Below are 24,161 nucleotides of genomic sequence, written 5' to 3'. Positions count from 1 at the left end.
CATGACGGTCCTCTTATCCCCCGAACAGACGGTCCACACGGGTATGCTGCGCGTCCGGCGCGGCGAGCCGGTCTGCGTTCCCTACCGCATCCGCTTCCTCGGTCCCGCCGACCTGCCGGCTCTGGAGGCGTTCCGCGGCTACATCTTCGGGCAGTTGCCGGACATCGACGCCTATTTCCCCGAAACGCCGGAGTTCACCGGGCTGCATCTGGGCGAGCGCGGTGTGACGCTGGGGCTGGAGGCCGAGGGCCGGCTGATCGGCTGCGCCATCCTGGGGCTGCCCATGCCCGGCATGCCGGCCTTCGTGGACGACCTGCCGCACGCCCGTCCCGCCGTGGCCGCCACCGCCCACATGGCGAGCTGCATGGTCCATCCGGACTTCCGCGGCAACGGGCTGCAACGGCTGCTGGTGACGCTGCGCACGCTCCACGCGCTGGGGGCGGGGCGCCCGCATCTGCTCTCACGCGTCGCCCTGTCGAATCCGCGCAGCCTGTCGAACCTGCTGGCCGGTGGCTTCCTGGTGCGCCGGGTCCTGGTCATGCACGCCAGCGGCCGGCTGCGCTACCTGCTGCACCGCGACCTCGGCGCGGCGCCGCCCACCTGGGTGCCGGGCAGCGAGCGCGTCTTCGCCGTGCCGGAGTTGGAGGAGCAGAGGGCGGTGATCGAGGCCGGCTGGGTCGGGCGTTCGGTGGAACTGGACGGTCCCGTGCCGCTGGTCACCTACGCGCGCCCGGTGCAGGCGGTGCAGGCCGTGCCGCAGGATGCCGCGCTGGAGGCCCTGCCGTGAGCGCCCCCCGCAGGACGGCGGTCGTCGTCGATCCCTATTCCACCGGCGTCCTTCTGGCGCCGCGCCTGCGCGCGCGGGGCTACGAGGTGGTCGCGGTGCAGAGCCGCCCGGACCTCGCGCCGTCGCTGCTGCGCAGTTACCAGCCCGGCGACTTCGCGGCGCACATCCTCCATGACGGCGATCTCGACGCGCTGGCCGAGCGGTTGCGCCCTCTGGCCCCGGCCTTCATCCTTCCGGGCAACGAGTCCGCGGTGGAGCTGACCGACGCGCTGGGCGCCGTCCTGGGCACGCCGGGCAACAGCCCGAAGCTGACCGCCGCGCGCCGCAACAAGTTCATGATGATCGAGCGGCTGGCCGCCGCCGGCCTGCTGACCGCCCGCCAGACCATGGCGACCGGCGCCGCGGAGGCGGTGGAATGGGCGGCGCAGGCGGGCTGGCCCGTGGTGGCGAAGCCGATGGCCAGCGCCTCCACCGACCATGTCTATTTCTGTGACACACCCGCGCAGTTGCGCGCCGCCGTCGACGCCATCCTCGGCAGCCGCGATTTCTGCGGCTCGGCCAACGAGCGGGTGCTGGTGCAAACCTACCTCGACGGCCTCGAATACGTCGTCAACACGGTCAGCCGCGGCGGTCGCCACTATGTCTGCGACGTGCTGCTGTCCGCCAAGCGGGCGCTGAACGGGTCGCCCTTCGTCTATGATTACTACCGGCTTCTGCCGCCGGAGGAGCCGGTGGCGCAGGCGTTGATGGCCTACATCCGCCGCGTTCTCGACGCGCTGGAGATCACCGACGGCGCCGGCCATGCCGAGGTGCGGATGACCGCGCGCGGCCCCGCCCTGGTGGAGATCGCGGCGCGCGCCATGGGGCCGGCCGGCTCCACCACCGGCATCGCGGCGGGCACCGGGCACGATCAGGTCGATCTGCTGATCGACTCCTTCGACGGGGCGGCGGCGGTCGGGCCGCTGCTCGACGGCCATTACCGGTTCCTGGCCGACGCGATGGTCCTCTATCTGCCGGTGCTGGTGTCGGGCCGGGTGGAGGCGCTTCCGGATCTCTCCATTCTGGACGGGATGGCGAGCGTGCGCGGCTACAGCCTTGTGCCGCGGCTGGGGGACGAGGTGGTGCCGACGCTCGATCTGACGCAGGTGCTGGCGAAAATCTACCTCGCCCATCCGGACCGCGCCGTGTTCGAGCGCGACTGGGCCGCCATCCGCTCGCTGGAGGACAGTCTCCAGCCGACCGTCGCGTAGCGTCGGAGCGGGCGGGCGGCGATGGCGCATGTCCCATACGAGCAGCGCTGGGCATCGGCCCGCAAGCGCTTCGAGGCCGCAACGGCGAAGCACCGGCCGAAGGACGCCAAGGCGGTCGCCGCCGCGCTGAACGGCGACGCCGCGCTGGTCAAGGCGCTGAAGGCCGGCGACGCCGTCCACCGCGCCGCCACGGCCGGTGACGAGGCCGCGAAGGATCTCGTTGCCGCCGGAAAGGACGCCACGAAGGCGCGCAAGGCCTATCTGGCCGTGCTGGCAAAGGCGTTGGACGAGGATACGGCGAGCCGTGGCGACAAGGCCGCGGCGGCGGCCTGCGAGCGGGCGATGAAGGCGCTCGCCAAGGACCTCGCCGAACTTGAAGCGGACATCGGCGCGGACGCCGACCGCTTCAAGGCGCAAGCCGCGCAGGCCGAGAAGGACGCCGCCTCGGCGGAGCGGGCGCAGAAGCGGTGGGAGGCGAACATCAACGGCGCGCTGGCCCGTGCCGCCGCCGGAGTCGCCAAGGTGCGCGCCAAGCCGACGCCGGACACCTACAACGAGCTGTTCCCGGCGCTGGCCCGCGATCTCGCCACCCAGCTCGCCGCGGCGAAGGCGCTGGACGGGCTGCGCGCCGATCCGGACTTCTACCGCCGGAAGCTTGCCCCCTGGGCCGGGCAGGGCGGCGACGGGCCGCCGATGCGCGTGCCACCCGACTACACCGCCCGTCAGATCACCGACCTCATCAAGGAGTTCGCCACCGTCTGCAAGGGCGTGGTGCAGCTGGTGGGCGGCCGCTGAAACGAGGCGGGGAGGGAAGCCGCCGTTTTGGACCCATTCGGTTCCGGTAGCGGTGGGAGAGGAGCAATCGCCGATTCCGAGGGGCGCGCCCGCCTCCTACCATGCGGACCGATAGGGTGAAGACTTGGTTAAGCGGAGGAGCTGAGACATGGGTGGTCCCCTGAAGCGCATCGACATCCCGGACATCCTGACCCAGAAGGACTGGGACAAGAAGAAGGGCGCCATCGCCAAGATCGCCGGCAAGACCGGCATCGGCGACGCGATGAAGGCGGTGGACAAGGCGCACGGCGCCATCGACTGGAAGAAGCTGAGCGTGTCGGTCAACTCCCCCAGCAACGCCACGCTGGACGATCTCGACTCGCTGCTGGAGGAGGCGCGGGCGGAGTACAAGCGCTCGGTCGAGCCGCTGCGCACCCAGCTCCAGAAGCTGCGCGATCTGGCCGAGGCGACGGCGAAGAAGTTCAAATCCAACAAGCTGATCCCGAAGGACTCCGCCGCTCACGCGGAGAAGGTGGCCAAGGCCGCCGATCAGCTCTTCGTCGCCTTCAACCAGTCCTCGCTCGGCGACAAGATCGTCGATGATTACGAGGGCATGAAGGATGCCATCGAGAAGGCCGACAAGGTGCGCGCCAAGGGGCGGGAGATCCTGGAGAAGTACATGCTGTCCCTGGCGAAGAAGCTGAAGACGGCGAAGACGGTGAGCGACTACCAGGACCTGTGGAAGGAAGACATCCGCGGCGTCGGCACCCAGCTGCCGAAAATGCCCGAGCTGAAGGCCTTTCTGAAGGACTGGCGCAACATCTCGTCCCAGGACGGCATTCCGGAAACCGACGAGGACGTGAAGGGCCGTTGCAAGGAGGTGATGGCCGTGCTCGCCCGCATGGACAAGCAGATGAAGGCCATGGCCTGACCGCGTTCAGCGCGGCGGTCCATCGGGTGCAAAGGGTGAGGCGTCCGGACGTTCGCCGGTGTTCAGGCGAATCCGGACGCTTTTCCATTAGCGGATTCTGTTGGAAACGCCGCATTCGACGGTCGGTGCCAAATACAGGCCGAGTCCCTGACTGAGAGGTTAAATCCACATTTTCTATAGGATTTACGATTGATCAAGCTTATCGCAAATTTCTGAGTCGTTGTTGCGTCGTTGGCTGATTATACTTCGCAGCGTGGCCGGTTTCGGTTTCATGGGGTGTCGGCTTTAAATGCCTGGGTGCATCGGTATTTCCGCAACAACCGTTATGCGATACCTCTCATGATGGGATCGGCTCGGCGCCTTTCGACCTGCGGGGCGGGCCGCGGCTTGTGTCATGCGCCTGTCGAAGGAACTGTGCTCCGGTGCCTCTGCCGCCTGCCGTCATGCCGTCCGTAACCGCCGTTTTTGCGCGTGTCGCCCGATGGCTGGGCGCGGTTCTGCTCCTCGCCCTTCTTTGCACCGTTCCGGCCCTTGCCACCGTCCTGCCGCAGGCGGAGCGCGGCGTGCTCGATCTGCGCGGCTGGTACGCCGACCTTGACGGGCCGGTGTCGCTGGACGGCGAATGGCTGGTATCGTGGGACCGTCTGGCCGGTGAGGAAAGCCTGAACCCGCTGCCGGAGCCGGATGGAGCGCTTTGGACGCCCTTCGCCCTGCCGGCGATCTGGAACGGCGCCGAGCGCCCGGACGGCCGGGAAATGGACGGGATGGGAGCCGCCACCTTCCGCCTGAAGATCCTGCTGCCGCCGGGCATGCCGCCGCTGACGCTGAAGATGCCGCCGGTCAACTCCGCCATGCGGGTGTGGGTCGACGGCCGCTCGGCCGCCGCCGCCGGGGTTCCGGCCCTGGCCGCCGCGCAGGAGCAGTCCTCCTCTGTCTCCCGCTTCGTCACGCTGCATGGCGGCCAGCGGGTGATCGAACTGGCGGTGGAGGTCTCCAACCATTTCCATTTCGAAGGCGGGATCGGGCGCACGATCTATCTCGACGCCAACGGCGGGCTGTCGCGGCTGTGGCAGCGGCAGCTGATGACCAACGCCGGGGCGTTGATGTCGTTGTCCCTGATGGCGCTGTTCATCGGCGCCTTCCTCCGTCGACGCCTCTCGGCGGCTCCGCTGTTCCTGGTGATGCTTCTGGCCGCCTGCGCCATGCGATTGATCTGCACCAGCGAACTGCTGCGCGTCTTCTTTCCCGGCGTGTCGGAGGTGTGGGCCTACCGGCTGGAGTATCTGCCAATCTACCTGTTCTACCCGATCTACTTCCACCTGCTGCGCGAGCTGTTTCCCGGATGCCTGCACCGTGGGGTCGGGCGCGCCATGCTGGCGGTCGCCGTGCCGGGTGTGTTCCTGGTGCTGGTGACCGAACCGGCGCAGTTCACGCGGTTGCGCGACGTGGCGAGTCTGTTGCTGGTGCTGTCGGCCCTGTATTTCGCGTGGCGGCTCGCCGTGGCGGCCCTGCGCCGCCATTCCGGCGCGCTCCTGCTGGGGGCGGGGGCGCTGGCCTTCCTGGGGTCGGTGGTGCACGACGCGCTGATGTACGCGCATTTCTTCGAAAGCATCGACCTCGTTCCCTACGGCGCGCTGCTGTTCCTGTTCAGCCACGCGCTGGTGCTGGGGCGGCGGGTGGAGACGGCCTTCCTCAACGAACGCCGGCTGTCGCAGGAACTGGCCGCCCTCAACGAGGGGCTGGAGCGCCAGATCGCCGAGCGCACCCGCGCCTTGTCGGACAAGTCCGCAACGCTGGAGCGCTTCCTCGCCAACCTCAGCCACGAGGTCCGGACCCCGCTGAACGCCATTCTCGGCATGGTGCGGGTGATCCGCCGCGAGGGGGCGACCGACCAGATGGACGAGCGGTTGCGCGTCGCGGACGGGGCGGGGAGGCATCTCGTTTCCATGCTCGACACCATCCTCGACCTGTCGCGGCTGGAAGCGGGGCGGATGGAGCTGCACCCCCAGCCCACCGACGTGGTCGCCCTGGTTGAGGACGCCGTGGCGCTGATGCGTGCCGGCGCGGAGGAGAAGGGCCTAGCCCTGTCCCTGACGGTGAGCGGGTTGGGGGTGGCGCGCTTTTGGATCGATCCACTGCGCCTGCGTCAGATCGTTCTGAACCTGCTGAGCAACGCGGTGAAATTCACCGAACGTGGCGGGGTGGAGGTGACGCTGACCACGAAGCCGGCACCGTCGGAAACGGGAAGTGGGACGGAAACGGGAAGTGGGACGGTCGTTCTGTGTCTGTCCGTGGCGGACAGCGGACCCGGCGTGCCGCGGGCGGCGCAGGCCATCATCTTCGAGCCCTTCCATCGGTTGGAGGGCAGCCGGTTGGAAGGCAACCGTCGCGACGGTGCCGGGCTTGGCCTCGCCATCGTCGATGGGCTCGTCCGGCTGATGGGGGGCGACGTCTGCCTGGAGGGGCGGCCGGGTGGCGGCTCCCTCTTCGCCGTTTCGCTGCCGACGCGCCCGTTGCCGGTCGCCGCCCCGTCGCCGGACCGCGCCGCTCCGATGCCCGTTCCGGGCAGCCTGGACATCCTGGTGGTGGAGGATGCGCCGGAGAACCAAGCCGTCCTTCGTGAGTTTCTGGCGCCCGGCGGCCACCGCGCCGTCTATGTGGACAGCGGCGAGGAGGCCCTGGCGGTGCTGGCCAGTCGCGTCGTGGACGTCGTGCTGCTCGACATGCGGCTTCCGGGCATCGACGGGGTGGAGGTGACGCGGCGCATCCGCGCGTTGCCGGACGCCGAGCGGGCGCTGATACCGGTGATCGCGGTGACCGCCAACAGCTCTCCGGAGGACCGGGCGGACTATCTGGACGCCGGCGTGGACGAGGTGGTGGCGAAGCCGGTGGACCCCGACGCGCTTCAGGACGCGCTCGCCCGACACGCGCCGTCCGGCTCCTGCGCACCCGCTCCGGTCTTCGCGATCCAGCGGGCGCCGCCCACGGCGGCACCGGTCACAGGAGGTCTAACCGTCGCGGACCGGGCGCGGTTGATGGACCGCTTCGCCCAGGCCTGCCGGGAGGTGCTGGCGGTTCTCGAAGATCCGGAATCGCCGCCCCGGCGCGTGGTCGACGCGGCCCACCGCATGAAGGGCAGCGGCGGGACTTATGGCTTTCCGGAGGTGAGCGCCGCGGCGCGGGCGCTGGAGCGGACGGCGCAGGCCGTCGAAAACGGAAGCGGGGAGGCCGCTTCCATGCAAGGGGACGCGGCGGCGCTTCGGGACCGGCTTCACGCCGCCCTGCGCGCCATCGAAAAAGGGGAGGCGAAACTGACATGACGGCGACAGGGGTTGTTGCGGCGGGAACGGCAGCGGCGGGCAGGGCATCATGAGCGTCGGATCGGAGTTGGTCGGGCGGACCGTGCTGGTGGTCGAGGACTCCCCGGAGACGCAGGATTTGATCGCGACCTATCTGGAACATCAGGGGCTGCGGGTCCTGCGGGCTGCGAATGGGGCGGAACTGACCGCGCGCATTGCGGAAGACCGGCCCGATCTCGTGCTGCTGGACATCAACCTGCCGGATTGCGACGGGCTGGCCCTTGCCGAGCGGCTGCGCCTGGGAGAAGCCGTTCCGCTGATTTTCGTGACCGGCCGCGACAGCCCGACCGACCGTATCGCCGGCCTGTCCCATGGCGGCGACTATGTGACCAAGCCGGTCGACCTGCTCGAATTGCTGATCCGCATCCGCAACCTGCTGCGCCGCTCCGGAGCGTCCGCCGTTCCGGCCGCATCCGCGGAAGGTGGAGCGGTTCCGTCGCCCGACGCGCCGCTGACCTTTCAGGGATGGCGTCTGGATCTGGTGCGCCGTGCGCTGTTCCGTCCCGATGGCTCCTACCTCGCTTTGACGACGGGGGAGTTCAACATCCTGGCGGCGCTGGCGGCCATGCGGCCAAACCCGGTCAGCCGTGAATACCTGCTCGACGTGATCAGCAACCGTGACCCGCGCTCCATCAGCGAGCATACGGTGGACACGCTGATCACCCGGCTGCGTCGCAAGATGCGGTTGGACGACAGCGCGCCTTCACCGATCATTACCGTCCGCGGGGTCGGTTATGCGTTGGAATCTGACGAATCTTGACGATAATGATTAATATGCAATAATAAATCGCATGTTACTCCGTTCGAAAAGTATCAACGGCCGTTGATACGCGTTCGAACGGGGTAATGCTATACATCACCCAACGAATGATTGACGGTTCCAAGCGGGTACCCGGGGGTGGTGGAGCGTTCCGCCGCATCGGGTCGCCGCGCCGGGCCTGACACCGCCGCCGGCCACCGGCGTGCGATCTGATGCGGGTGAGAGCGGCATGCAACGGTCCCTGGTTTCGCGTTCGGCGGAGCGTCTCGCGCTGACTGGTCGCATGGCGGCCAATCAAACGGCGGCCAGTCAAACGGTGACGGATTACCCGGCACCGCGTTACTCAGCAGCGGCGCCTTCCATTTTGATCGTCGGCAATGACAGCGCCGCCATCGCCGGGATCCGTGATTGCGCCCTGAGGCTCGGCCATCGGGTGCAGGACACGCGCGACGTGATTTCCGCGCTGGGCCTGCTCGATGTGGATCGCAGCGTCGGTGTCGTGTTCGTGGATGGCGGGTCGCCCTGGTTCGACGGGCTGGCGCTGATGGAACGGCTGCACCGCACCCACCGCGGCCTCGCCTGCATCCTCTTCGCCCGAAACCCGGAGGCGGACGACGTGGTGCGCGCCCTGCGGCTCGACGCCGCCGACGTGGTGACCGACCCGGAGGACGAGGCGCAGATCGAGCGCGCGCTCGCCCGTGTCCTCGGTGGTGGTGAGGGCGTCGCATCGTCGGTCCCGGATCGGCCGCCGGTCTCGATGGGCAGCCATGACGACGCGCTGGAACAGGCCTACCGCCATGGGCTGGCGTTGGTCGAAACGGTGCGGGCCTTGCGCGGGGAGGCCGCGGCGGCCCGTGTGATGCCCTTCGTCGCGGCGCATCGCGCGGCGACCGCACCAGCAACCTCTCCTGCGGCGATCACCACCGCGGCTCAACCCGCTTGCGAAGCGGCGGCCGATGGCGGCACGCCGGACAGCCTGGGCATCCTGACGGCGATCCGGCGCAAGCGCGCCGCCCGCGAGAAGTTCTTTCCCAAGGGCCTGTTCGAAGACCCGTGCTGGGACATGCTGCTGGACCTGATGATCAACCATCTCCAGGGGCGGCGGATTTCCGTGTCGTCGCTGTGCATCGCCTCCGGCGTCGCCCAGACCACGGCGCTGCGCCGCATCACCGACCTGCACGACCGCGGGCTGGTCCGGCGCATCGCCGACGACAAGGACGGCCGCCGCGTCTTCATCGAACTGACCGAAGAGGGCGTGGCCGCCATGGAGCGTTACGTGGAGACGGTCGGGCCGCTGGGCTGATCGCCTTCCGCTCCGGCCTCCGCTTGGCGGGAACAGTCCGGCCAGGGGCAGGCGCAGGAGGGGAAACGGCACTCGTCGCCGTTCACGTCGCTGGCCTGCACGGCAATCTTGTAGCGCAGGCCGTGGGCCGACGGCGTGTCGATCAGGCCGCAGGCCTCGTAGACCTCGACATTGACGCGGGCCGATTGCAGGGCAACCCGCGCGATCTGTTTGGGATCTTTCATCATCGGCGTCTCGGCCTCGCTTCCGCTGCGTCGTCGGTTCCTTCAACGCATGTTCGGTGCCGTTGTGCCAGGGCGTATCGGAAGGACTTCCTTTGGCACGGCCACGGCCCCCTTACGGTTCGCGCCACATCGACCGATAGGCGTCCTCCAGCGACCGGGCGAAGGCCGGCGCGTCGCACAGCGGGGACTGGCGTAGGCGTTCCCGCAGGCCGGCGCGCAGGGCGGCCAGGGACTCCAGGTCGCCGACGAGGGCGGCGGTCTTGGCGACGTAGTCCTCCGGGGTGTCCGCCACCAGCTGGTCGGCGAGGCCGAGCGTTTCCAGGAAGCTGACCCCGATCCGCCCCGCCCAGCGGTCGCCGCGCAGGGTCACCACCGGCACGCCCATCCACAGGCTCTCGGCCGTCGTCGTGCCGCCGCCGAAGGGGGTGGGGGACAGCGCGAGGTCGATGCCGTTGTGGCTGCGGAAATAGTCGACCCGCGGCGTCTTCCCCTCCATGCGCAGGCGGTTCGGCGCGATACCGTGCGCGGCGAACTGGTCGCGCAGGGCCTGACGCACCCCGTAATCGCCGAACTCCCGCGACTTCAGCAGCAGGCGGGCTTGCGGCAGGGCGGCCAGGACCTGCGCCCACAGCGCGATGGTCGGGCGGGTGATCTTGGCCCGGTTGTGGAAGGCGCCGAGCGTGACCGGACCGCCGCTGAGCGCCGGGAGTGGCCCGACCGGCACATCCTCCACTGGCGGGGTGAAACACAAATAGCTGTCAGGCAGGCGCCAGACCTTCTCGGTGAAGAACCGCTCCTCCCCCGGCGGCAGGACGTGGCGGTCGGCGATGATCCAGTCCATGGCCGGCAGGCCGGTCGTCCCGAAATAGCCGAGCCAGCTCGCCTGGACGGGCGCGGGCCGCCGGGCGAATAGGGTGAGGCGGTTGTTTCCTGTATGGCCGGACAGGTCGACGAGGATGTCGATGCCGTCCCGGCGGATCAGGTCGGCCACCGCCCCGTCGTCCATGCCGACGATCGGGCGCCATCCGTCGGCGGCCGCGCGAAGGCTCTCCGTCACGTCGTCGGTCCGGCCGTTGTTGGCATAACCGAAGGCGGCAACCGCCTTGCGGTCGTGCGCCTTCAGGACGCTTTCCAGGAAGTAGCCGACGGGATGGCTGTTGAAGTCGCTGGAAACGTAGCCGATGCGCAGCGGACGGGGGCGGTCGTCGCGGACCATCGGAGCGGCCGCCGGGAGTGCGCCGCCGCTTCGTTCGGCCCAGTCGCGGGCGGCAGCAAGGAAATCGGCGTTCCCGCACTCTGGCACATAATGCTGCGCCATCAGAACGTTGCTGTGCGCCATCGGGTAGTCCGGACGGTGCGTCAACGCCGAACGGTAGGCGGCCATGGCCTGCTCCAGATGCCCTTGTCCTTTCAGCGTGTTGCCGAGGTTGGACCAGGCCAGGGCGAAATCGGGCCGGAAGGTCAGGGCGACGCGGTGGGCCGCTGCCGCTTCGCCCAGCCGGCCCTGCAGGTCCAGGGCGTAGCCGAGATTGCAATGGGCGTCGGCGTTGGCCGGCGCCGCCTGGATGGCGTCGGTGAAGGCGGCGATGGCGGCGTCGGTCTGCCCGACCTCCAGGAACAACGAGCCGAGGTTGTTCAGCGCCTCCACGAAGCCGGGCTGGAGCGCGATGGCCTGACGGTAGGCGGCGACGCTTTCGTTGGGCCGCCGTTGAAGGCGAAACAGATTGCCCAGCCGGAAATGGATGTCCGCCCGGTCCGGGCCGAGGCGCAGCGCCGCCATCAGGGCGTCCAGGGCCTCGTCCACGCGGCCCGCGTCGAGCAGGGCGGAGCCGAGATTCAGGTGGTACTCCAGCGCTTCCCGGAAGGACAAGGCGGTGCGGATGCTGGCGATGCCGGATTCGTGGTCGCCGCGTTCGGACTGCAGCACGCCCAGCAGATGCCAGGCGTCGGGGTTCCGCGGCTCACGCTTCAGGATCTGGCGGTACGCCCGCTCCGCCTCGTCGCCGCGGCCTTCGTTGTGGAGGGTCAGGGCATCGGTGATCGAGGGCCGGGGGCTGCGGTGGTCCGTCATGGAGCGTCCATCTTGAGGAGCGGGCATCGCGGGAGTTGGCAGTGCAACTCGGGGGAGAGTAGACCGCCCGGCAAGGTCACGTCCATGAGGGAAGGGCGGGTTCTCAGCGGAAGAGGCCAGTGACGATCCGGACCATGACGCCCGACCCGGACGCCACCAGAACGGCGTCCGACCCGGCGCGGACCCAATGATGCCCGCGCGGCGGCCGGTGCAGATGATACGCGGCGGGCGTAGCGATGACGTAGCGCCGCGACGCGTAGGTGGCGGGCAGCCGGTCGCCGGGCCTCCAATGCCGCGCCGCGCGGTGGACGGGCGGAGGCGGGCGGTGCAGATCGGGGTGGCGCAGATCGGGGCCGCGGTGGTCGCGTTCCATCCGCGGCGGCTCGCGATGATCAGGTCCCCAGCCGGCGGCGGAGGCGTCTTGGGTGCCCAGGCCGACCAGCACGGAGGCGGCGGTCAAGGCGGTGGTCATGGTGGCGATCAGGATGCGCGACATGGGGGTGTCCCTCTTCTCATCAGGCCGGGATCATGATCCCGATGCCCCCGATGCTGCGCGAGCCCTGTTGCCGGCGTGTGTCCGGCGGCCCCCTGTTTGGTAACGGACTGTTACGGCTCAGCCGAGTTCGAAGGTCGTGACGCCGTACAGGCGCGCGGTGTCGATGGTTGGGGCGGGGCCGAGATACATGCGGGCGGTTTCGAATTGCGGGGTCAGGCCCAGCTCCTCCGCCAGCAGGACGGCGTCGCGGTTGACCTCCGGCACGTCGAGGAAGATAGGACCCTCTCCCGCCGTAGCGGCGAGCGCCAGCGCCAGATCGCGCGCCGTGGCGCGGTCGGCGGCGTAGAGCGGGCCGAGCTTGCTGCCGGTGTGGCAGGGGCGGATCACCCCGAAGCCCCTCAACTCCCCGTCACACATGGCGGCGAGCGCAGTGGCGCCGGGCAAGGCGATCCAGTTGGACAGGAAGCCGGCGCGGGGCGCCGGGAACAGCGCTCGGTCCCAGTCCAGCAGCCGGTCGAAGGGCACCGTCCGCGTGTCCACCAGCGCCGCGGCGGAGGAGGTTCCGGCGGGCGGCGTGCCGCCATAACGGATGTTGCGGTACGCGAGCGCGAAGCCGGACTTGCGGTAATTGTCCTGCTGCGCCACCACCCCGTCCAGACCGACGGTGCAGCCCTCCAGATGCCTCAGCCCGGCCCGCCAAAGGTCCCAGCCGAGGCCGCGCCCGCGCATCTCGGGCCGCACGATGTAGAAGCCGAGGAAGCCGAAGTTCTCGGGATAGCGCACGACGGAGAGGCAGGCCGCCGGCTCGCCGTACAGTTCCCCGATCAGGAAACCTTCGGGGTCCACGGCGTGGAAGGCTCCGGCGTCGTGCAGGCCGGGGTTCCAGCCCTCCGCCCGCGCCCAGTCGACGGCCAGATCCAATTCGGCCCGGCTCATCACGCGCACGCGGTAGCCTTCCATGGCGTCCCTCCGGTTCAGGGCTGCGGGGCGGGGGCGAAGCGCGCCATCTCCCCGGCGTAGGGTTTGGGCAGGGGGAAAGCGTAACCGCCGGTCTTGCCGGTGCGCAAGCCCAGCACGGCCAGCCCCTCCACCAGCTTCACCGCGGCGGTGACGCCATCCACCACCGGCACGCCCATCTCGGCGGTCAGGGCGCGCGCCAGATCGGCCATGCCGGCGCAGCCCAGAACGACGCTCTCCGCCCCATCCTCGGCGATGGCTTGGCGGATGGTGTCGCGCACCCGCTCCACGGCGCCCGACGTCGGGTCTTCCAGCGCCAGCACCGGCACGCCCGCGGCGCGTACCCGGCAGCGCCCGGCCACGCCGTAGCGCTCGGCCAGATGCTCCAGCGCCGGGACGGAGCGCGGCATGGTGGTGACCACGCTGAACCGCCCGCCAAGCAGGGTGGCGGTCTTCATCGCCGCCTCGCAGATGCCGACCACCGGGACGGCGGACAGGCAGCGCGCGGCGTCAAGCCCGACGTCGTCGAAGCAGGCGATCACGACGCCGTCGATGCCGGGTGCGGCACGCTCGTGGGCGGCGATCACCTCCAGCAGGCCGGGAACGGCGAGCGCCTCGTCGTAATATCCCTCGATGCTGGCGGGACCCATGGCCGGGTTGGTGGCGACGATCTCCGTCCCCGGCGCCGCGACGGCGCGGGCGGCATTCCCGGCCTTCTCGGTCATCGAGGCGGTGGTGTTCGGGTTGACGACCAGGATTCGCATGGTTGGCTCTTTGCGTTTTAAGCGGCGCCGGTGCGCCGCAGCCGGCGACGGCGCAGGACCATCGCCCCCGCGAGGAACAGGCCGATCACCGTGAAGGAGAACAGCGTCGTCAGCGTGCCCAGCGCGTAGAGCACCGGCGTCGTGACGTTGGTGGTCATCCCGTAGATCTCCAGCGGCAGGGTGTTGAAGGACCCCGCGGTCATCAGCGTGCGCGCGAACTCGTCGTAGGACAGGGTGAAGCCGAACAGCCCGACGCCGATCAGGCTGGGCAGCAGGATGGGCAGCACCACATGGCGCACCGTCTGCCAGGGTGTGGCGCCGAGGTCGCGCGCCGCCTCCTCGTAGGCCGGGTTGAAGCGGTTGAAGATGGCGAAGACGATCAGCAGGCCGAAGGGCAGCGTCCAGGTCAGATGCGCGCCGAGCGCCGAGCCGTACCAGGTCGGCTCGAACCCCAGGATGTTGAACAGCAGGCCGATGCCCAGGCTGACCAGGATCGACGGCACGATCAGGCTCGCCACCGCCAGATAGAACAGTGCCCCGCTGCCCAGGAAGCGGCGGCGGAAGGCGAAGCCGGCGAGCAGCGAGAACAGCACCGTCAGCACCATCACCGTCAGCCCCAGCGCGAGGGAGCGGCGGAAGGAGCCTCCGAAATCGCCCACCGCCTGCTGCTCGAACAGGTTCTTGAACCAGTGGAGGGAGACGCCGTTCATCGGGAAGGTCAGCCCGCCCTCCGGCCCCTGGAAGGACAGGATGGTGATGGTGGCGATCGGCCCGTAGAGGAACAGGACGAACAGCCCGAAGAAGGCGGCGAGCAGGTAGAAGGACAGGCCGCGGCGGGCGCTGGTGCCGGTCATCGCTCAAAGCTCCTTGCGGATGTCGACGATGCGCAGCATCGCCACGACCATGATGAGGACGACGGCCAGCAGCACGACCGCGTTCGCGGCGGCGGCGGGGTACTGGAGCAGCGAGATCTCGTTGGCGATCATCAGCCCGATGGAGGCGCTCTGCCCGCCGCTCATCAGGCGGACGGTGATGAAGTCGCCCATCACCAGCGTGACCACGAAGATGGAGCCGATGGCGATGCCCGGCTTGGCCAGCGGCAGGATGACGTTCCACACCACCTGCGCCGCGCTGGCGCCGCCGTCGCGCGCCGCCTCGACCAGGGCACGGTCGATGCGCATCATCGAGTTGAAGATCGGCACCACCATGAACAGCGCGTAGAGGTGCACGAAGGCCAGCACCACCGCGAAGTCGGAGAACAGCAGGAACTCCAGCGGCTGGTCGATCAGCCCGGCGGAGATTAGCCCGGAATTCAGCAGCCCGTTGCGCCCGAGGAAGGGAATCCACGAGATCATGCGGATGATGTTGGAGGTCCAGAACGGGATCGTGCAGACCAGGAACAGCACCATCTGCCACGTCGTGGACCGGACGTGGAAGGCCAGGAAATAGGCCACCGTGAAGCCGATCAGCAGCGTGATGACCCAGGTCAGCGCCGCGAACTTCACCGTGTTCAGATAGGTCTTCCAGGTGACCGGGGAGGTCAGAAGCTCCTCGTAATTGGTCAGCACGAAGTCCGGGTAGATGCGGATGCTGTCATAGTCCCAGAAGCTGACCGCGACGATGGTCAGGATGGGGATCAGCAGGAAGACCAGCAGCGTCAGCGCCAGCGGCCCGGCCTGGAGATAGGGGGCGACCCGGCGCAGCACGGAACGGCGCACCCCGCCGCTCCGCGGTGCCGCGGACGCGCTGGACGCTTCGGATGGGACGGCGGAGACGGTCATGGCGCAGGGGTCCGGTGCCGTGGGGGAGTGCGTGGTGTGGGAGAGTCTTGCCCCCACCCTGACCCTCCCCCGCTCTCGCAGGGGAGGGGAAATCGGCCCTCTCCTGCGAAGCGGGGGAGGGAGGGACCCGCGAAGCGGGAGGGTGGGGGCACGTTGACCGAGATTACGCCGCGACGAACTCGTTCCACTTGCGGACCATGTAGCGGTCCTCGTCCATCACCGCGTTCCAGCAGGCGACGCGGCCCATGCGGTCCTGGAACGACCCGCCGTCGCGCACGGCGCCGGCCTTCTCCATCACCTTGCCTTCGGGGCTGAGGATGTCGGTCTTGGCCGGCTGGCCCTCCATCCAGAAGGCCCACTCATCCGGCGACATGTGCTCCTTCGCGGTGTCGAGCACGGCGGAGTAATAGCCCTGGCGGTTCAGATAGGCGCCAACCCAGCCCGACAGGTACCAGTTGATGTACTCGTAGGCCGCCTCCAGCTCCAGCCCGCTCAGATGCTTGGCGATGCCGAGGCCGCCGCCCCAGGCACGGTAGCCTTCCTTCAGCGGCTGGTAGACGCACTGGATGCCCTTGGCGCGCACGGCGGCCACGGCCGGCGACCACATCGACTGGATGATGACCTCGCCCGACGACATCAGGTTGACGCTCTCGTCGAAGGTCTTCCAGAAGGCGCGGAACTGGCCGGCCTTCTTGGCGTCGGTCATGATCTTGAGGGTCTTGTCGATCTCCTCCTTGGTCATGTTGCCCTTGTCGCCGTACTTCACCTCGCCCATCGCCTCGCAGACCATGGCGGCGTCCATGATGCCGATGGAGGGGATGTTCAGGATCGACGCCTTGCCCTTGAAGGCGGGGTCGAGCAGGTCTTTCCAGCTGCTGATCGGGCGGCCGACCAGATCGGGGCGGATGCCCAGCGTGTCGGCGTTGTAGATGGTCGGGATCAGCGTCATCCACTGGGTCGCCGACTTGGCGAACTTGATGCTGTCCTTGCCCTCCACGAAGCCGACAGTGTGCGGCGCGGTGCCCTGGGCGACGGCGCTTTCCGGGGTCAGCTTGCCGTTGACGAAGATCGGGACGATCTTGTCGAAGTTCTTGATCTTCGAAACGTCCATCGGCTGCATCACGCCGGCCGGGAAGACCTTCTTGCAGATCCAGTATTCGATGTCGGCGATGTCGTAGGACTTCGGCTGGGTCACCGCGCGCTGAGCCACCGCGTCCGAATCAAGAGCGGTCATCTGCAGCGTGAAGCCCAGATCCTCCTTCACCTTGTCGGCGACGGCGTTCAGGTTCGACACGCCGGTGCCGAACTGGCGCAGCGTGACGTTCTTGATGTTCTGCGCCCAGATGGTAGGGAAGCCGGTGATCGCCCCCGACCCGATGGCGACACCTGCGGCGGCGGCGGTGCCCTTCAGCAGCGTGCGGCGGCTGACGCCCTTGGTGGTCCCGGCGGAAAGGGGCGAGCCGGTGCGCGTCTCGGTCATGCTCTGTGCCTCCAGTATGGTCGGTCGGTTTTTGGGAGTCGGTTTTTGGGAGTCGGTTCTTGGGGATTGGTCGGGAAATCAGGCAACCAGGGGGTGGACGTCGCGCGCCTTCCAGCCCGCGGTCACGCGGTCGCCGATGGCGAGCGGGGCGTCGTAGAAACGGGATTCGTCCAGCACCACGGCGAAGTCCTCCGCACCCGGCACATCGAGCGTCAGGTGAACGGATGCGCCGTGATACTCCAGCGCACGGACGGTGCCTTCCAACTGGTGGTCGCTGCCCTCTGGCTGGCCGAGCAGGATGCGGTCGGCCCGCACGGCCCGGCGGCCGGCGGCGTCCTCCACCACATTGTGGCCGCCGATGAAGCGGGCGACGAAGGCGGTGCGCGGCTGGTTGAAGACCTCGCGCGGCGGGCCGGCTTGCTCGATCCGCCCCTGGTTCATCACCACCACGAGGTCGGCCAGCGCCATCGCCTCGGTCTGGCTGTGGGTGACATGGACGAAGGTGATGCCAAGCTCGGTGTGCAGGCGCTTCAGCTCCTCGCGCATGCGGATGCGCAGGAAGGGGTCCAGCGCCGACAGCGGCTCGTCGAGCAGCAGGACGCCCGGCCGGGTGATCAGCGCGCGGGCCAGAGCCACGCGCTGCTGCTGGCCGCCGGAGAGCTGGGCGGGCAGCCGGTCCGCGTACTGGGACATGTGGACGAGGTCCAGCATCTCCCGCGCGCGGCGGCGCCGCTCCTCCTTCGCGACGCCCTTCATCTTCAGGCTGAAGGCGACGTTGTCGGTGCAGTCGAGGTGGGGGAACAGGGCGTAGCTCTGGAACATCATGGCGGTGCCGCGGCGGGCCGGCGGCTCCCCGTTCACCACCGTGTCGCCGATCAGCAGGTCGCCGTCGGAGATGTCCTCATGCCCGGCGATCATGCGCAGCGTGGAGGTCTTGCCGCAGCCGCTGGGGCCGAGCAGGCAGCAGTAGGCGCCGGCGGCGATGCGCAGGTCGATGCCGTCCACCGCGACCGTGGAGCCGTAGAACTTGCGCAGCTTCACCAGCTCGATAGTCGATCCGGTGGCGGGCGATCCGGCTGCGGTCGCTCTGGCGGTCATGGCCCTCTCCCATTTTGTGCACAATCCGCAGGTCCCGCTGCGGCTGTCGAGACTGTCCGCAAGTTCCATGCCAGCGTGCAAATGGCGGAATTCCGCGGTTTCCCGGCGGCAAAAATCAGCGACTGGTCAGGATTTCAGCGCTGTGGCGCGAAATTGTGCATGGGTGGGCTGTGCCCGATGCATGGGCAGGGCGTAACGGCGGCGTTTGTCCGCTGGTCCGTTTTGTGCACAATCCGCGGCAACGAATTGAACAGCGCCCGTGCCGTCATGAAAACTGTCCTGAGCGCCCCCCGCCGCGCCGTCCGCGGGCGGGGGGAGGGGGCGGAGGCCCGCATCGTCCGCAGCATCGGCGAGGCCATCGCCGACCGCCGGTTGCCGCCCGGCACCAAGCTGGCGGAGGAGAGCTTGGCCGAGGTGTTCGGCGTCAGCCGCGAGCGGGTGCGCAAGGTGCTGCTTCTGCTGGCGCAGCGGCGCGTGGTGACGCTGATCCCCAACCGCGGCGCCTTCGTCGCCAAGCCCACCGCGCGGGAGGCACGCGAGGTGTTCGAGGCCCGGCGGGTGATCGAGCGCGCCGTGGTCGAGGCGCTGGAGCGCAACCCGCGCCCCCTGCCGGACGAGATGTCGGCGAAGCTGCGCGCCCATCTGGCGCGGGAGGAGGAGGCCGACCGGGCCGGCGACCGCATGGCGCTGATCCGCCTGTCGGGTCAGTTTCACCAACTGCTGGCCGACTTCGCCGGAAACGCGACGCTGGCCGGCATCCTGGCGGACCTGATCGACCGTTCCAGCCTCGCCATCGCGGCGTTCGAGCGGCGGTCCTCCCACTCCTGTTCCGCCACCGAGCACCGGCGCTTCGTCGAGGCGCTGGAGTCCGGCCTGCCCGGTGCGGCGATGCGGCTGATGATGGAGCATCTCGACGAGGTGGAGCGGCAGCTCGACCTCGACGCGCGGTCGGACGGCGCGGTCGATTTGAAATCCGTTTTCGCGGATCGGCCGGCGGACAGGACGGAAGAGCCTGTCCGAACGGCCGGAGGATAGCTCGGCCCTATCGACCGCATAGGGACAAAGGGCTGCTTCCGATGGGTTCGGCCCGCTATTATGCTGCCCGCCGCGACATCGAGGTGACCGACATCATGCAGCCCATTTCCAAGCCCGCCGACCACCCGCCGGTTCCCGCGCGCCGCGTCGGTGTGCTTCTGATGAATCTCGGAACGCCGGAGGCGACCGACTACTGGTCGATGCGCCGCTATCTGAAGGAATTCCTGTCGGACCCCCGCGTGATCGAGGTCCCGAAGGCGGTGTGGTGGCCGGTGCTGAACGGTATCATCCTGACCGTGCGCCCGGGCAAGAGCGGCCATGCCTACAAAAGCATCTGGAACGAGGAGCGCAACGAAAGCCCGCTGAAGACCGTCACCCGCGCCCAGGCGGAGGGCGTCGCGGCGGCGCTGGCGGCACGGCACGGCGAAGCGGTGGTGGTCGACTGGGCCATGCGCTACGGCCAGCCGGCGGTGGGTCCGGCGATCCAGCGGCTGAAGGACCAGGGCTGCGACCGCATCCTGCTGTTCCCGCTCTACCCGCAATATTCGGCGACCACGACGGCCACGGCCAACGATCAGGCCTTCCGCCAGCTGATGACCATGCGCTGGCAGCCGGCGGTGCGCACCGTCCCCGCCTACCACGACGAGCCGGGCTACATCGAGGCGCTGGCCCGCTCGGTGGTGCGGCACATCGCGGCGCTGGATTACACGCCGGACGTGCTGCTGGCGAGCTTCCACGGCCTGCCCAAGGCCTATCTCGACCGCGGCGATCCCTACCACTGCTTCTGCGTGAAGACCGCGCGCCTGCTGGCCGAGCGGCTGGGCTGGGAGCCGGGGCGGGTGCAGTACAGCTTCCAGTCGCGCTTCGGCAAGGCCGAGTGGCTGAAGCCCTACACCGACAAGACGGTCGAGGAGCTGGCCCGCGCCGGCAAGACGAAGATCGCGGTGATCGCGCCGGGCTTCTCCGCCGACTGCGTGGAGACGCTGGAGGAAATCCAGTTCCAGGTGAAGGACGCCTTCATGGCGGCGGGCGGCGAGCGCTTCACCTACATTCCTTGCCTGAACGACCATCCCGACCATGTCATCTTCCTGGCCGATCTCGTCGAGCGCGAGCTGGGCGGCTGGGTGGACGGCGCCGGGGCGCGGGCGGCGCGCGATGCGGAGGACCACGTCACGGCGTGACCCCCTTCTCCAAAATGGAGGGCCGCACAGGCGGAAAGGGTGGGTTGCCGCGGCGGCCCGGCTTCCCCATGCTGGCGGACGGACGGATTGGACGATGGTTGGGAGGATGCGGGGGATGCGGCGTGTGGTTCGGGCGGTGGCCGCCCTGGCGCTGGGAGCGCTGCTGACGGCGGGGAGCGCCGCGGCGGCGGACAAGGTCCGTGTCGGATCGAAGCTGGACGCCGAAAGCGGCCTGCTCGGCACCATGATCCTTCAGGTGCTGGAGGCCAACGGCATCCCGGTCGAGAACAAGATCCAGCTCGGCCCCACCCGGATCGTGCGCAGCGCCCTGCTGGCCGGAGAGATCGACGTCTATCCGGAATACACCGGCAACGGCGCCTTCTTCTTCAACCTCGACAGCGATCCGGCCTGGAAGAACGCCACCGCGGGCTATGAGACGGTGAAGCAGCTCGACCGGGACAAACACAACATCGTCTGGCTGACCCCGGCCCCGGCGAACAACACCTGGGCCATCGCGCTGCGCCGCGACGTGGCGGCGCCCAACAACCTCGCCACCATGGAGGATTTCTCGCGCTGGGTCGGTGCCGGCGGCACGGCGAAGCTCGCCGCCTCGGCGGAGTTCGTGGAAAGCCCGGCGGCGCTGCCCTCCTTTCAGAAATCCTACGGCTTCACGTTGAAGCCCGACCAGATCCTGGTGCTGGCCGGCGGCGACACCGCGGCGACCATCCGCGCGGCGGCGGAGGGCACGTCAGGAGTCAACACCGCCATGGTCTACGGCACGGACGGCGCCATCGCCGCGCTGGACCTCGTTGTCATGAAGGACACCAAGAACGCGCAGATGGTCTACGCCCCGGCCCCAACCATCCGCGACGGGGTGCTGGATGCCCATCCCAAGATCCGCGACCTGCTGGACCCGGTCTTCAAGTCCCTCGACACCGAGACCCTGCGCGGGCTGAACGCCAAGATTTCCGTGGAGGGGCAGGACCCGCGCGCGGTCGCCACGACCTATCTAAAATCCAAGGGATTTCTGAACTGACGGCCTGAACCGACGGAATGGCCCGCGTTCGTTTGATCCACAACCGCGTCGCCCTGCTGCTCGCCGTCATGACCGTGGCGGCGGCGCTCGGCTTGCCGTTCCTCGGCTTCGCGCCAAATCGGCTGCTGTCGGGGAAGGCCATCGCGCTGAGCGCGGTGGCGGGCGCCGGGTGGAGCGGGGCGGCGCTGCTGCCGGTCGCCCTGCTGCTGGCCGTGCCCTTCCTCCGGGCGGGCCGGGCGGTGAATGCCCTGTATGTCGGGGCGGGCGTTCTGGCGGCGGCGGGGCTGGTCTGGCTGGCCGGGCAGCACGCCGCACAACTCGCCGCGACAGCCAGCCCGGCGGCGCGGATCTCCTTCGGGGCGGGATTCTGGGTGATGGAGGCGGCGGCTCTGCTCGCCGTTTTGGACGGGGTGCGGCGGCTGGGGCTGGGGCCTGCCGGGCGGGTCGCCGTGGGCGCTCTGGCAGCGGCGCTGATCGGCGGGCAGTTCGCCGCCGGGCATCTCGACCAGCTCTCGATCATGAAGGAATATGCCAACCAGCGGGACGTCTTCGCCGGGGCCGTGCTGCGCCACGCCGCCCTGGTCGCCGCGGCCCTGGCACCGACCCTGCTGATCGGCGTGCCGCTGGGCATTGCCGCGCAGCGCTCCCCCGCCGTGGGGCGGCTGGTCTTCCCGGTGCTGAACGTCGTGCAGACGATCCCGTCCATCGCCCTGTTCGGGCTGCTGCTGGCCCCGCTGTCGGCGCTGGCCGCCGCCTTTCCGTGGCTGGGGATCGGCGGGGTGGGGCCGGTGCCGGCGGTGATCGCGCTGACGCTCTATTCGCTGCTGCCCATCGCGCGCAACACCGCCGCCGGGCTGGCCGGCGTGCCGGAGCCGGTGCGGGAGGCGGCGCGCGGCATCGGCATGACGCCGCGCCAAATCTTCTGGCGGGTCGAGGCGCCCTTGGCCCTGCCGGTGTTCCTGGCCGGTCTGCGGATCACCCTGGTCCAGGCGGTCGGACTGGCCGCGGTGGCGGCGCTGATCGGCGCCGGGGGACTGGGAGCCATCATGTTCCAGGGCCTGTTCGCCAACGCGCTGGACCTCGTGCTGCTGGGGGCGGTGCCGGTGATCCTGCTGGCCGTCGCCGCCGACGGGGCGCTGAAGCTGGCCTCGGCGCTGGCGCTGTCGAGAGTTGGGAGGGCGGCGGCGTGATCGCCTTCGAGGGAGTGACCAAGCGGTTCGGCGCCTGGACCGCCGTGGACGACCTGTCGCTGACCGTGGCAGCCGGGGAGTTCCGGGTGCTGATCGGGCCGTCCGGATCCGGCAAGTCGACGGTGCTGCGGATGATGAACCGCTTGATCGCACCGGATGGCGGGACCATCCGGGTGGAGGGGGAGGACATCGCCCGCCTGAAGCCGGAGGCGCTGCGCCGCCGCATGGGCTACGTGATCCAGAGCATCGGGCTGTTCCCCCACTGGACGGTGGAGCGCAACATCGCCGCCGTGCCCGAGTTGCTTGGCTGGCCCAGGGCGCGGGTGCGCGACCGGGTGACGGAGCTGCTCGCCCTGCTGAACCTCGACCCGGAGCGCTACCGCGGCGCCTACCCGCACGAGCTGTCCGGCGGGCAGCAGCAGCGTGTCGGCGTCGCCCGCGCGCTGGCGGCGGAGCCGCACATCCTGCTGATGGATGAGCCGTTCAGCGCGCTCGACCCGATCACCCGCGGCGCCTTGCAGGCGGAGATGGCGGCGATCCACAAGGCGACCGGGACCACCATCGTCTTCGTCACCCACGACATGGACGAGGCGCTGGCGCTGGCCAGCCGGATCGCCGTGCTGGACCGCGGGCGGCTGGTGCAGACCGGCACGCCGCTCGACATCCTGACCGACCCCGCCGACGACCGGGTGCGCGATCTGGTGGGGCGCGAGGATTGGGGGCTGAAGCGGCTGGCCGTGGAGACGGTGGCGGAGCGGCTGCGCCCCGGCGAAGCGGTGCCGGGCGATCCCCTGGCGGCCGGGGCGTCGCTGCGTCAGGCGCTGGCCGCGATGGTGGCGCGCGGCACCGACCGGCTTCCCGTGGCGGACGGGCAGGGACGCTTGGCGGGCACGCTCCATCTCGCCGACCTGCTGCGCGGGCCGGACCGGCCGTGAGCCGCCTGCGGAGCCTGCTGACCGACCGGCTGACGCTCGGGCTGCTCGTCCTGGCGGCACTGGTGCTGGGGATGCCGGCGTTGAAGCCGCTGTTCGCCGCCGCCTTCCCGGCGCTCGACCGGCCCTTGTACGAGGCGGATGGCTTCCTCGCCCTGACGCTGGACCATCTGGCGCTGGCCGGCGGGGCGAGCCTGATCGCGGTTCTGCTCGGCGGGGCGGCGGGCATCGCGGTGACCCGGCCCTTTGGACGGGAGTTTCGCGGCGTCCTCGACGCGGTGGCGGCGATGGGCCAGACCTTCCCGCCGGTGGCGGTGCTGGCCGTTTCGGTCCCCGTCCTCGGCTTCGGCCCGGCCCCGGCGCTGATCGCCCTGACGCTCTACGGGCTGCTGCCCATCGTGGAGAACACCGTGGCCGGTCTGGAGTCGGTGCCGGAACCGGTGCGCGAGGCCGCGCGCGGCATGGGCATGGGGCCGGCTGCCATGCTGTGGCGGGTGGAACTGCCGCTGGCCGCCCCGGTGATCCTGGCCGGGGTGCGGACGGCGGCGGTCGTCAATCTCGGCACGGCGGCCATCGCCTCCACGGTGGGGGCGAAGACGCTCGGCCTGCCGATCATCGTCGGGCTGAACGGCTCCAACCCCGCCTACGTCATCCAGGGGGCGGTGATCGTGGCCGCCCTGGCGGTGGTGCTGGACGCCGGCTTCGACCGGCTGGCGGCGCACCTGACCCGCTGGCGGCCCGACGCGGTTTGA

General features: G+C 69.5%; 22 protein-coding genes. 13 read left to right on the top strand and 9 right to left on the bottom strand.

Annotation, left to right across the window (positions count from 1 at the left end):
* Position 1: 1 nt before the first annotated feature.
* The 7 genes from AC1DVI_RS19130 to AC1DVI_RS19100 all read left to right on the top strand — a co-directional run bounded on the left by AC1DVI_RS19130 (position 2) and on the right by AC1DVI_RS19100 (position 9,164).
* Positions 2 to 787, top strand: coding sequence for a GNAT family N-acetyltransferase (locus AC1DVI_RS19130; protein ID WP_476959326.1), 786 nt, complete (start codon positions 2 to 4; stop codon positions 785 to 787).
* Positions 784 to 2,037, top strand: coding sequence for an ATP-grasp domain-containing protein (locus tag AC1DVI_RS19125; RefSeq protein WP_476959325.1), 1,254 nt, complete (start codon positions 784 to 786; stop codon positions 2,035 to 2,037). Before AC1DVI_RS19130 ends, AC1DVI_RS19125 begins: the two co-directional genes overlap by 4 nt.
* A 21-nt stretch (positions 2,038 to 2,058) precedes the next feature.
* Positions 2,059 to 2,832, top strand: coding sequence for a hypothetical protein (locus tag AC1DVI_RS19120; protein WP_476959324.1), 774 nt, complete (start codon positions 2,059 to 2,061; stop codon positions 2,830 to 2,832).
* A 148-nt stretch (positions 2,833 to 2,980) separates the two neighbouring features.
* Complete coding sequence (locus AC1DVI_RS19115) at positions 2,981 to 3,742, top strand: hypothetical protein (protein ID WP_476959323.1); 762 nt, start codon at positions 2,981 to 2,983, stop codon at positions 3,740 to 3,742.
* Between the two features lie 422 nt (positions 3,743 to 4,164).
* Positions 4,165 to 7,062 carry a response regulator gene (locus AC1DVI_RS19110; protein WP_476959322.1) on the top strand — a complete coding sequence of 966 codons (2,898 nt, stop codon included), beginning with the start codon at positions 4,165 to 4,167 and terminating at the stop codon, positions 7,060 to 7,062.
* A gap of 49 nt (positions 7,063 to 7,111) precedes the next feature.
* Complete coding sequence (locus tag AC1DVI_RS19105; RefSeq protein ID WP_476959321.1) at positions 7,112 to 7,861, top strand: response regulator transcription factor; 750 nt, start codon at positions 7,112 to 7,114, stop codon at positions 7,859 to 7,861.
* Positions 7,862 to 8,225: 364 nt separating this feature from the next.
* Positions 8,226 to 9,164 carry a response regulator gene (locus AC1DVI_RS19100; RefSeq protein WP_476959320.1) on the top strand — a complete coding sequence of 313 codons (939 nt, stop codon included), beginning with the start codon at positions 8,226 to 8,228 and terminating at the stop codon, positions 9,162 to 9,164.
* Here AC1DVI_RS19100 and AC1DVI_RS19095 read toward each other — a convergent pair.
* The 9 genes from AC1DVI_RS19095 to AC1DVI_RS19055 form a co-directional block, all read right to left on the bottom strand.
* Positions 9,134 to 9,388: a hypothetical protein gene (locus tag AC1DVI_RS19095; protein WP_476959319.1), complete on the bottom strand. Its 255-nt coding sequence runs from the start codon at positions 9,386 to 9,388 to the stop codon at positions 9,134 to 9,136. The two genes, AC1DVI_RS19100 and AC1DVI_RS19095, sit on opposite strands and share 31 nt — an antisense overlap.
* Positions 9,389 to 9,500: 112 nt before the next feature.
* Complete coding sequence (locus AC1DVI_RS19090; RefSeq protein WP_476959318.1) at positions 9,501 to 11,459, bottom strand: O-linked N-acetylglucosamine transferase, SPINDLY family protein; 1,959 nt, start codon at positions 11,457 to 11,459, stop codon at positions 9,501 to 9,503.
* A gap of 103 nt (positions 11,460 to 11,562) precedes the next feature.
* Positions 11,563 to 11,955 carry an RcnB family protein gene (locus AC1DVI_RS19085; RefSeq protein ID WP_476959317.1) on the bottom strand — a complete coding sequence of 131 codons (393 nt, stop codon included), beginning with the start codon at positions 11,953 to 11,955 and terminating at the stop codon, positions 11,563 to 11,565.
* A 117-nt stretch (positions 11,956 to 12,072) separates the two neighbouring features.
* The gene (locus AC1DVI_RS19080; protein WP_476959316.1) at positions 12,073 to 12,915 is read right to left on the bottom strand and encodes a GNAT family N-acetyltransferase; all 843 of its coding nucleotides are present in this window, start codon (positions 12,913 to 12,915) and stop codon (positions 12,073 to 12,075) included.
* A gap of 14 nt (positions 12,916 to 12,929) precedes the next feature.
* Complete coding sequence (locus tag AC1DVI_RS19075) at positions 12,930 to 13,676, bottom strand: aspartate/glutamate racemase family protein (RefSeq protein ID WP_476959315.1); 747 nt, start codon at positions 13,674 to 13,676, stop codon at positions 12,930 to 12,932.
* Between the two features lie 17 nt (positions 13,677 to 13,693).
* Positions 13,694 to 14,530, bottom strand: coding sequence for an ABC transporter permease (locus AC1DVI_RS19070; protein ID WP_476959314.1), 837 nt, complete (start codon positions 14,528 to 14,530; stop codon positions 13,694 to 13,696).
* Positions 14,531 to 14,533: 3 nt separating this feature from the next.
* Positions 14,534 to 15,457, bottom strand: a complete 924-nt coding sequence (locus tag AC1DVI_RS19065; protein ID WP_145623761.1) for an ABC transporter permease — start codon at positions 15,455 to 15,457, stop codon at positions 14,534 to 14,536.
* A gap of 163 nt (positions 15,458 to 15,620) precedes the next feature.
* Entirely contained in the window at positions 15,621 to 16,937 is a 1,317-nt protein-coding gene (locus AC1DVI_RS19060; RefSeq protein WP_476959313.1) for an ABC transporter substrate-binding protein, read from the bottom strand.
* Between the two features lie 78 nt (positions 16,938 to 17,015).
* On the bottom strand, positions 17,016 to 18,035 hold the full coding sequence (locus tag AC1DVI_RS19055) for an ABC transporter ATP-binding protein (protein ID WP_476959312.1): 1,020 nt from the start codon (positions 18,033 to 18,035) through the stop codon (positions 17,016 to 17,018).
* A gap of 267 nt (positions 18,036 to 18,302) precedes the next feature.
* Here AC1DVI_RS19055 and AC1DVI_RS19050 point away from each other — a divergent pair, with 267 nt between their 5' ends.
* The 6 genes from AC1DVI_RS19050 to AC1DVI_RS19025 all read left to right on the top strand — a co-directional run bounded on the left by AC1DVI_RS19050 (position 18,303) and on the right by AC1DVI_RS19025 (position 24,161).
* Positions 18,303 to 19,070 (top strand): GntR family transcriptional regulator, encoded by a 768-nt coding sequence (locus tag AC1DVI_RS19050; RefSeq protein ID WP_476959311.1) that lies wholly within the window; start codon positions 18,303 to 18,305, stop codon positions 19,068 to 19,070.
* A 41-nt stretch (positions 19,071 to 19,111) separates the two neighbouring features.
* A complete protein-coding gene (gene hemH, locus AC1DVI_RS19045; protein WP_476959310.1) occupies positions 19,112 to 20,251 on the top strand; it encodes a ferrochelatase in 1,140 nt (379 codons plus the stop codon).
* Between the two features lie 115 nt (positions 20,252 to 20,366).
* On the top strand, positions 20,367 to 21,287 hold the full coding sequence (gene osmF, locus AC1DVI_RS19040; protein WP_476959309.1) for a glycine betaine ABC transporter substrate-binding protein OsmF: 921 nt from the start codon (positions 20,367 to 20,369) through the stop codon (positions 21,285 to 21,287).
* A 17-nt stretch (positions 21,288 to 21,304) separates the two neighbouring features.
* Positions 21,305 to 22,477 carry an ABC transporter permease gene (locus tag AC1DVI_RS19035; protein WP_476959308.1) on the top strand — a complete coding sequence of 391 codons (1,173 nt, stop codon included), beginning with the start codon at positions 21,305 to 21,307 and terminating at the stop codon, positions 22,475 to 22,477.
* Positions 22,474 to 23,412, top strand: a complete 939-nt coding sequence (locus AC1DVI_RS19030) for an ABC transporter ATP-binding protein (protein WP_476959307.1) — start codon at positions 22,474 to 22,476, stop codon at positions 23,410 to 23,412. The genes AC1DVI_RS19035 and AC1DVI_RS19030 overlap by 4 nt, the downstream gene beginning before the upstream one ends.
* On the top strand, positions 23,409 to 24,161 hold the full coding sequence (locus AC1DVI_RS19025) for an ABC transporter permease (protein ID WP_476959306.1): 753 nt from the start codon (positions 23,409 to 23,411) through the stop codon (positions 24,159 to 24,161). The genes AC1DVI_RS19030 and AC1DVI_RS19025 overlap by 4 nt, the downstream gene beginning before the upstream one ends.

It is taken from the genome of Azospirillum sp. P4_B5 (assembly GCF_056402275.1).
This window is presented reverse-complemented; position numbering and strand designations above follow the sequence as displayed.